Here is a 7,322-nt window from a genome sequence, read left to right on the forward strand (position 1 = left end):
TGATCATTAATAATGGTACCATACCCTGGGTTATTGAAGCATGGACAGATAGTTTAACTGTTCTCATGGCCAATGGACAATGGGAGACCGTATGGCAGTTAGCCGCAGAACTTGGCCATTATGTTGCAGATTCCCATCAGCCTCTACATCTCACATTAAATTACAATGGGCAATTAACTGGTAATTATGGTATTCATTCGAGATATGAAACCTATATGATCAATCCCCATTTATCCGAATTACCACTGCCTGATTCATCAAGTATTTATTGGAGTTCTGTAATTGACTCAATTTTTCGATATGTTGATGAAATATATCCCTATGTTAGTGAAATTACTGCTGCAGATGATCTAGCAGCAGGTCAAGATCCAGATTACAATTCAACTTATTATAACATAATTTGGGAAGAACTTGATTCACTGACAATTATTGTGATTCATTGTGCTATTGTTGATTTAGCATCTATTTGGACAACAGCATGGATAAATGCGGGAAGTCCGACCCAATCATTCAGTGATGAGCAATCAATACCAAATGTTTATTTATTGGATCAAAATTATCCTAATCCATTTAATCTGGTTACAATATTACGCTATGACTTACCAGAACAGGCTAAGGTAACCCTTGGCATCTACGATATACTGGGTAAACAGATAAAGACTCTGGTCAACCAGTCACAGGATGCTGGCAACAAGATGGCTGTATGGGACGGTACTGATAATTTGGGAAGACCAGTCAGTGCCGGGGTATACCTGTACCAGATACAGGCTGGTGAGTTCACTCAAACGAGGAAGATGCTCCTGTTAAAATGAATCAGCTTTCTCAACCACTTTCCCAATCTCAACCTGGGAAGTGACGGGGGATGGTGGGAATGATAGATGCAAAAACCTTGTAATGTAGTTATTAGTACCCTCTGGGTGTTTATTATCCTGCTAAGTGGAGGATGTACCAATAATGATGAGCCATTGCTCGATGAATTGGTTAACGGTGTCTTCAAGTCGCGCACTGTGACTAATTACCAAGTGAATGGGATGCGTGATGGTGCAACTACACAAGTTTCCATCGAATTTGTGCTTGAAAATGGCGAACGAGTGCAATTGGATCTTGAAGTAGTCTATAACCCTACACCCATACTTCGTTCAGGTTATTGGCGTCTTGATGGAAAGCAATCTGGTTCAGGTAATGTCCAGGCCAAATCGCTAAGATTCTTGGGCGGACAGGGAGAAGCTCCCAGTCTTGGTGGTCGCTTTGAACTTGAAGAGGACTCCCGACCTCGTTTTCGCGTCGTTGTGCCACTACGGCCAGTCAATAAACCAAATTGGTAAGGTTAAAAAATGATGAAAAAGACCATTTGCACTTTTTTCAACCTCTTTCCCAATGTCAACCTTGAAAACGACGGGAATAGTAAATAATCATGAAATGAAAACATTGGTCATATTCGCCCACCCAAATCCCCAAAGTTTTTGTGGAGCGCTTCGTGAGAGTTTTATTAATGGTGCTAAGACTGGTAATCATACAGTCAAAGTTATAGATCTCTATAAAGAAGAATTTGATCCGGTTTCCTTTGGTGATAACAAAATAGCTCCCGATGTAGAGAAACATCAAACATTGATCAAGGATGCTCATTGCCTTGTTTTTATATATCCAATATGGTGGTTCAGAGCTCCAGCTATTTTAGAAGGGTGGATTGATAGGGTATTTACTTTAGGATTTGCATTTAAGTTCAAGAATGTCATTGGGAATTGGGGCAGACCCATTGGTTTGCTTCCTTGTGATCGGGCTATTATAATTAATACCTATGGCTCTCCGGCGGTTGCCACAAAGTATTTCTATATGAACATTCCATTCAGGAGATTAAAGAGGGGAGTTTTGAAGATGTGCGGTATAAGGAAAATCAAAAGATTCAATTGCTGGTCAGTACCTTTTATTTCGGAAGAGAAAAGGAAGGCATATCTGAAAAAAGTATTTAGGATAGGTAAAAAGTTAATATGAGCTGGTTTATTCTAATTGTTGAGAATACTTTCGAAATATGGCATCAGCAAAATAGAAAGATATGTACACAAGCCTCATGATCAGATTGTGTTCAAAGTGCTTAAGAGTAGCAAAATTGGACCTTCGGAGTCAATAGGGGAAGAGTGAGGAATGGGTACAAAAGAATAGTGGAGGATAGAAAAATGAGGAAAACGATCATCTTAATTGTAACTGTATTGTCTTGGACAACGGTTCTTTTTGCAGAGGACGAACAGCCTATTACCGTCAAAGGAGAGGTTGTTTGTCTGACTTGCTACATGAAAGACGGCTTGGAGGCAACTGGTATGGCTCACATAGGATGTGGACAAGCTTGCTATAAGCGCGGACTTCCTCTGGCTATTCTTGATAAGGGGAATAGTGAACTCTACTTACCCATTACCACGGAGTTCTCCAAGAGAGGAGGTAAGGAAGAAACTTTTGTTTGTTCCCTTGTTGAACATATCCCCGCGAGGGATCAGCTCGAAAAGTATTATGGAAAGAATATAATCGTCACGGGAGTTCCATTCCCCGGGAATGGTATCATGCTGATGGAAATTCAGAAGGCGGTTCTGGAGGAATAACTATATCGTAGAGTAAATACTACCATGAGTTTTCCACGACTGGAATAAAACAAAATTTTCATTTTCAAGCTCTACTCAATCCGAATCGTCAATCGAAATTAGAACATAACAGAGGGATGATCGGAATTAAAGATGCACACAGAGCGTTGAGTCATTTTATAAGCTGGGTTAAAAGTGATGGAGCTGGATATGCCATCAGGGAGGAAATTACTCTTGCCTGATGAAGAGAAAATTGACAAACTGTTTCTTGCTGGTCTGGAGTTTTTTAATCAGGGAGAATATTTCGATGCCCATGAACAGTGGGAGGAGATGTGGTCCAAGTTTAATCTTCCAGACAGGGCTTTTGTCCAGGGGCTAATTCAAACCACCGTCTCTTTCTACCATCTTTCAACGGGAAACCTGAAGGGTGCAAGAAACCTTATGACACGGGCCATAGACAAACTGACAAAGAAAGGTCCTGATAGGGGCCATTGGAGTACTACTCAACGAGGTACGGATGCCTTAAACTTTATTGAGGAGGTAAAAAAATGTTACGGCGAATTATTTCGCATAAATGTGCCGGGTGAATTTGATTGGGAGCTGATACCTAAGTTGAATAGAGTTGAGGAGTCATAGTATCACCATTCTGGAAATAAAGAGGGACTCTTGAATCAAGCAATGAGTAGAGTGGCTGAGGAACTTGGGAAATGAATCAGCTTTCTCACCCACTGTCCCAATCTCAACCTAGAAAGCAATGGAGAGATGGTCGGGATGAAAGAAGCACCAACATCGTGATATAATTATTGAATAAATGAAAAAGCTGCTACATCATATAATTAACCATCAGAGGCGTTCTTTTTAAATAAAGATGCTATAATATATCCCTTCTTTTAAAGGAATAACGCTGTGCATTTCTAGACCTCATATTATTGAGCCTATGAATAATAAATCGTCTTCGAACGCGTCTTACTTCTATTTTATTTGTATTCACTATAATTCCTTTATTTTCTAAATGATAAGAAATGCAAATTTTATCTCGGATGCATCAAGACGTTCTCACAGGCCCTTTTTCATTTTTTTGATAATCACTTTTTTCTGCTTTTTTCCATCTTCATTATTTTCATCAATCCACATTTCCATTTCCTTAAAGCCACCTTTGAATTTTCCGTTACCCATCTTAATGACATGAACTTCGCCGTCTTCTGAAACCCACTTAATCCCCTCACCCGTTTCTTCAAAGTTGGAGGCCTCTACAGGCTTTCCGTTCACCGTTACATTGAGTGTGGTATCACCATCAATGACTTCCTTTTCTACTCTCACCTTCATCTCTTTTAAATAATCCCCTTCGGCAAAGTCGCCTTCATGAGCCCTGATGAAGACATGACCTTTACCCCCAGTCGATACTCCAGGAAGCCCAGTGACAGTTATGTTGGATGAATGCAGCATTATAGACCCCAACAGTGCCACCACAACCAGTGCCAGGTATTTCCAGAGCATATCCAGCTTTTCTTTTGTATTCATTGTATTCTCCTTTTTCAACTAATTGAACAGATACTGAATTTTCATAAAGTACTGACGGTCCGTGAGCATCCCATTTTGAATATTGTCAAAAGCCAGACCATCTACATTCTGGTTTGAGGTAGAACCGATATAAAAGATGGTAAATGGGCTGGGTTGATAAGTCAAGAGTGGTTGGATCTGAAAGTCTTTGCTGAAGTCATTGTACTGGGTCAGTACCTTGAAACCCAAAGATTTATTGTGCTGATAACTGGCCCTAAGCGTAGCGGTGTAGCCTGAAAAATAATCTGTCTTTCTATCCATTGTAGTCATTTTCTGTGAATTATATGAAAGGCCAACATTCAATCGGTCTGAAGCCTGCATCCTGGTCCAGAATTCAAGTACGGCGAGGCGCCCTTCTTCAGGAACCTCCAGAAAACGGACGGGGGCCACATGGCGACCGATATTGGTCCCAAACTGATATCGTTCACTGAACTGACTGTTCAGGTTGATCTTAATATCATAAGTACCCTTAAGTTCCGTATCCTTAAATCGGTACTGCATGCGCCGGGCATACATTACATTCAGACGGGTCTGTCTGGGCATAGCCAGATTGCTGAATAAAGCTATATACTTTGCTTTTTGAACTCCATCGAAATTGTGTTCGACACCGGCGTGAACTCCGCCAAGGACCTGGCTGAAAAAATTATTCGGAAAATAAATCCATAAACTTTGCCCAAAAATCCGCCGATTGTTAGCATTTGTTACAAAACCGTTTTCCGCACGAAAGGTAGGTGTTCTATGGTCATATCCAACTTCCATTCGCCAGTGTTCTGTATTTCGGTCAAATTCAAGTTTCAACGCATTCCCAGAGAATGATTCACCATCAAAAGTAAAGGTATGGTTGTCGCCAAAGGTGGCTGAACTGATCAAAAGTGAATCATCAGGCTCCTGCGTATGGCTGAAAACAGATTGAAATTCCACCTGATATGTGTCGTTAAAACGGTAACGGGTGTCAAAGCCCACCACTGATCCGCTACCCTGATTGTCCACCATTCGCCTGTCTGTGGCGATGAGACCCAAAAAACTACCCTCATTCAAAGACCGTTTATACCTAAATATATTGGAAAAGCTTTTACTGCCCATTCTCGTAAAACTCTGTTCTTCCCCCGGTACAATATATGGGGAATCTTCATCTAATGCAGAAAGCAGTAGCCAGCTGTCCTTTTGGCCCCGGTTAATTATGCGACCTACCCCAGTAGGATTATTGATTGAGCGTGTATAAACAACACTAACCGGAGTATCGGTCAGATCAGCACCCTCATTAAAAAATGGTCGCTTTTCCGGATAATTCAGTGCAAAAGTGGTATTCACATCAATCTGTTCCTCATCTGCCTCCACTTGGCTGAAATCCGGATTGATTGCAATTTCTGCCACACGGTCGGAGCTGAGACTGTACTTTATACCCATTGATACTTCCCCCTCAGAAGACCCTTTTTTGAGGGCATTATTCTCATCCAGCTCTGAAGACTGTGAGCCTATTAGTGTGGGCAAGAATTCCAGTTTGCCTTTCTGCTCAATTCCCTGGATTCCCTTGAGTGTCCCTAATTGGCATAGCCAGCATTGATTGGAACGGTCAAGTCCACCCCAAGTAACCATATGTCGGGCATCTCGGGGAAAGCTCCGGAAAAAAGTCACTTTCCACTCCTGGATTTTCTTTTTGGGAAACGACAGGCTGGAAAAAGGGATGGCCATTTCAACATGGAAGCCTTTATCCGTTATTTTGCCCGCTGATTCATAAATAATGTCGTAACTATCATCATCATGCTGCCCCTGATTCAAGGCATCCATCTGTACCCCCAGGGGATTGGACCCTATCATAACAGCGGCATTTGCGTCCCCATAAGCATCAATAATAATGGCAACAAAATCGTCCCGCCAAGCCTGGTCCCGTTTCTGTAAGGATGCTCGGATATCATCCGGGTCAGAATATGCCATGAAAGCAACATAAAGATTGTCCTTGTCATAAGTGACCTTCACTTCCGTGGGGTCCGGTGGATCCACATTATCGCCGGGCTGAATTTCAAGAAAAAAGTCTGTACTTGCGGCATCGGCCCAACCCACATCGTCTAAGTCTGCATCAACAATTATGGAGCCAGTTGCCCGGGTAATTTCAAATATTCTATTTTTGAGATCATCTGAAACCACATCATATGATTTTGGACCAGCAACAAGGAAACTAAGCGAAAGAGTCAGAGAAACGGTCCTTTTAGAGAAATACATTATTATTACCTTTCATTAATTGGTCAAACAATCACCCTTTAGACACCGAAATCCAGAAAAGAATGTCATCGGTTATTTCCTTCGGTCAATATTTTCAGGAAGTTTGCTAAAAGGGTTTCTTTCACTTCTATAACATCGAAGCTTTCAACTGATTTCCTGTTGAATACTTCCATTTGTATGTAATACATAACAGCCGCAAAGTAGAATAGTCTTGTCTGCAACTTGCTGTCAACGGAATCAGAAAAATTCCAGTGCTTCTTACCGTACTCGATTCTGTCTTCTATAATCGCCCAGATCTTTTGCAGGTCTTCGAAGTTCTCTTTAGCAATAGGGTTTTCCTTCAAAGAAATTTGGATAAGCAAAGAAACATAAGGAGCTCTTGAAGGTGAGGGGTCTAATGTTGTGTCGAGGATTTCCCTCAGAAAATTCTCAAAATCATCAGGCGTCTTTAAATCCGAAGCTTGAATTCTGATAGGCTTCCTGTGGATGTATCGTCTAATTACAGTATTAAGAATCTCCTCTTTAGATTCGAAAAACTTGAATATTGTGGCTTCAGATGCACCAATGGCGTCCGCTAAGTCCTTGGTCCTCAATGCATCCACAGAACCTTTTTTATTGATGAGCTCGAGGGTTTTTTCTGCTATCTGATTTATTCTATCGTCTTTTTTCATTTTACTACTCAAAAAATGAGGCTGATAGTAAGTACTTACTTATCTTTATACAAGGATTATCTACAAAAGTTTCAATCATTTTTTTCAGGTATTCCTTATCCCGTAAACCGCTTTCATATTCCCTTCCTGATTGATTTTACCGCTATCTCTCCTTAGTTTGTCTCCAGAGAGGTAGTTTACCCCATTATGTTTCTACATCAGCTTTCTCAACCACTTTCCCAATCTCAACCCAGAAAGTGACGGGGAGACGGTCGGGATGAAACACATGGATGTTGGTATTTTTAACATAAAGACCTTAGCA

Annotated in this window: 8 protein-coding genes; 5 read left to right on the forward strand and 3 right to left on the reverse strand. The window is 41.1% G+C overall.

Going from position 1 to position 7,322, the window contains the following annotated elements; translation table 11 throughout:
- From EYO21_06270 to EYO21_06290, 5 genes are all read left to right on the forward strand, one after another.
- A partial coding sequence (locus EYO21_06270; protein HIB03411.1) for a T9SS type A sorting domain-containing protein occupies positions 1-812 on the forward strand: 812 nt, incomplete at its 5' end.
- A gap of 195 nt (positions 813-1,007) precedes the next feature.
- On the forward strand, positions 1,008-1,325 hold the full coding sequence (locus EYO21_06275) for a hypothetical protein (GenBank protein HIB03412.1): 318 nt from the start codon (positions 1,008-1,010) through the stop codon (positions 1,323-1,325).
- Positions 1,326-1,377: 52 nt separating this feature from the next.
- Positions 1,378-1,992, forward strand: a complete 615-nt coding sequence (locus EYO21_06280; GenBank protein HIB03413.1) for a flavodoxin family protein — start codon at positions 1,378-1,380, stop codon at positions 1,990-1,992.
- A gap of 182 nt (positions 1,993-2,174) precedes the next feature.
- Positions 2,175-2,591: a hypothetical protein gene (locus EYO21_06285; protein HIB03414.1), complete on the forward strand. Its 417-nt coding sequence runs from the start codon at positions 2,175-2,177 to the stop codon at positions 2,589-2,591.
- A 174-nt stretch (positions 2,592-2,765) separates the two neighbouring features.
- On the forward strand, positions 2,766-3,206 hold the full coding sequence (locus tag EYO21_06290) for a DUF309 domain-containing protein (GenBank protein ID HIB03415.1): 441 nt from the start codon (positions 2,766-2,768) through the stop codon (positions 3,204-3,206).
- Between the two features lie 420 nt (positions 3,207-3,626).
- Here the strand turns inward: EYO21_06290 and EYO21_06295 are convergent, their stop codons facing one another.
- From EYO21_06295 to EYO21_06305, 3 genes are all read right to left on the reverse strand, one after another.
- Entirely contained in the window at positions 3,627-4,091 is a 465-nt protein-coding gene (locus tag EYO21_06295; protein ID HIB03416.1) for a hypothetical protein, read from the reverse strand.
- Between the two features lie 18 nt (positions 4,092-4,109).
- Entirely contained in the window at positions 4,110-6,350 is a 2,241-nt protein-coding gene (locus tag EYO21_06300) for a hypothetical protein (GenBank protein HIB03417.1), read from the reverse strand.
- Positions 6,351-6,415: 65 nt separating this feature from the next.
- Positions 6,416-7,021 (reverse strand): TetR/AcrR family transcriptional regulator, encoded by a 606-nt coding sequence (locus EYO21_06305; protein HIB03418.1) that lies wholly within the window; start codon positions 7,019-7,021, stop codon positions 6,416-6,418.
- Between the last annotated feature and the right edge of the window lie 301 nt (positions 7,022-7,322).

It is taken from the genome of Candidatus Neomarinimicrobiota bacterium (assembly GCA_012964825.1).
Taxonomy (GTDB): domain Bacteria; phylum Fidelibacterota; class Marinisomatia; order Marinisomatales; family S15-B10; genus UBA2125.

Excerpts from the sequence above, each read along its gene's own strand:
- EYO21_06280 (HIB03413.1), top strand. The coding sequence starts at position 1,378 with ATGTCAACCTTGAAAACGACGGGAATAGTAAATAATCATGAAATGAAA.
- EYO21_06285 (HIB03414.1), top strand. The coding sequence starts at position 2,175 with ATGAGGAAAACGATCATCTTAATTGTAACTGTATTGTCTTGGACAACG.
- EYO21_06295 (HIB03416.1), bottom strand. The coding sequence starts at position 4,091 with ATGAATACAAAAGAAAAGCTGGATATGCTCTGGAAATACCTGGCACTG.
- EYO21_06300 (HIB03417.1), bottom strand. The coding sequence starts at position 6,350 with ATGTATTTCTCTAAAAGGACCGTTTCTCTGACTCTTTCGCTTAGTTTC.
- EYO21_06305 (HIB03418.1), bottom strand. The coding sequence starts at position 7,021 with ATGAAAAAAGACGATAGAATAAATCAGATAGCAGAAAAAACCCTCGAG.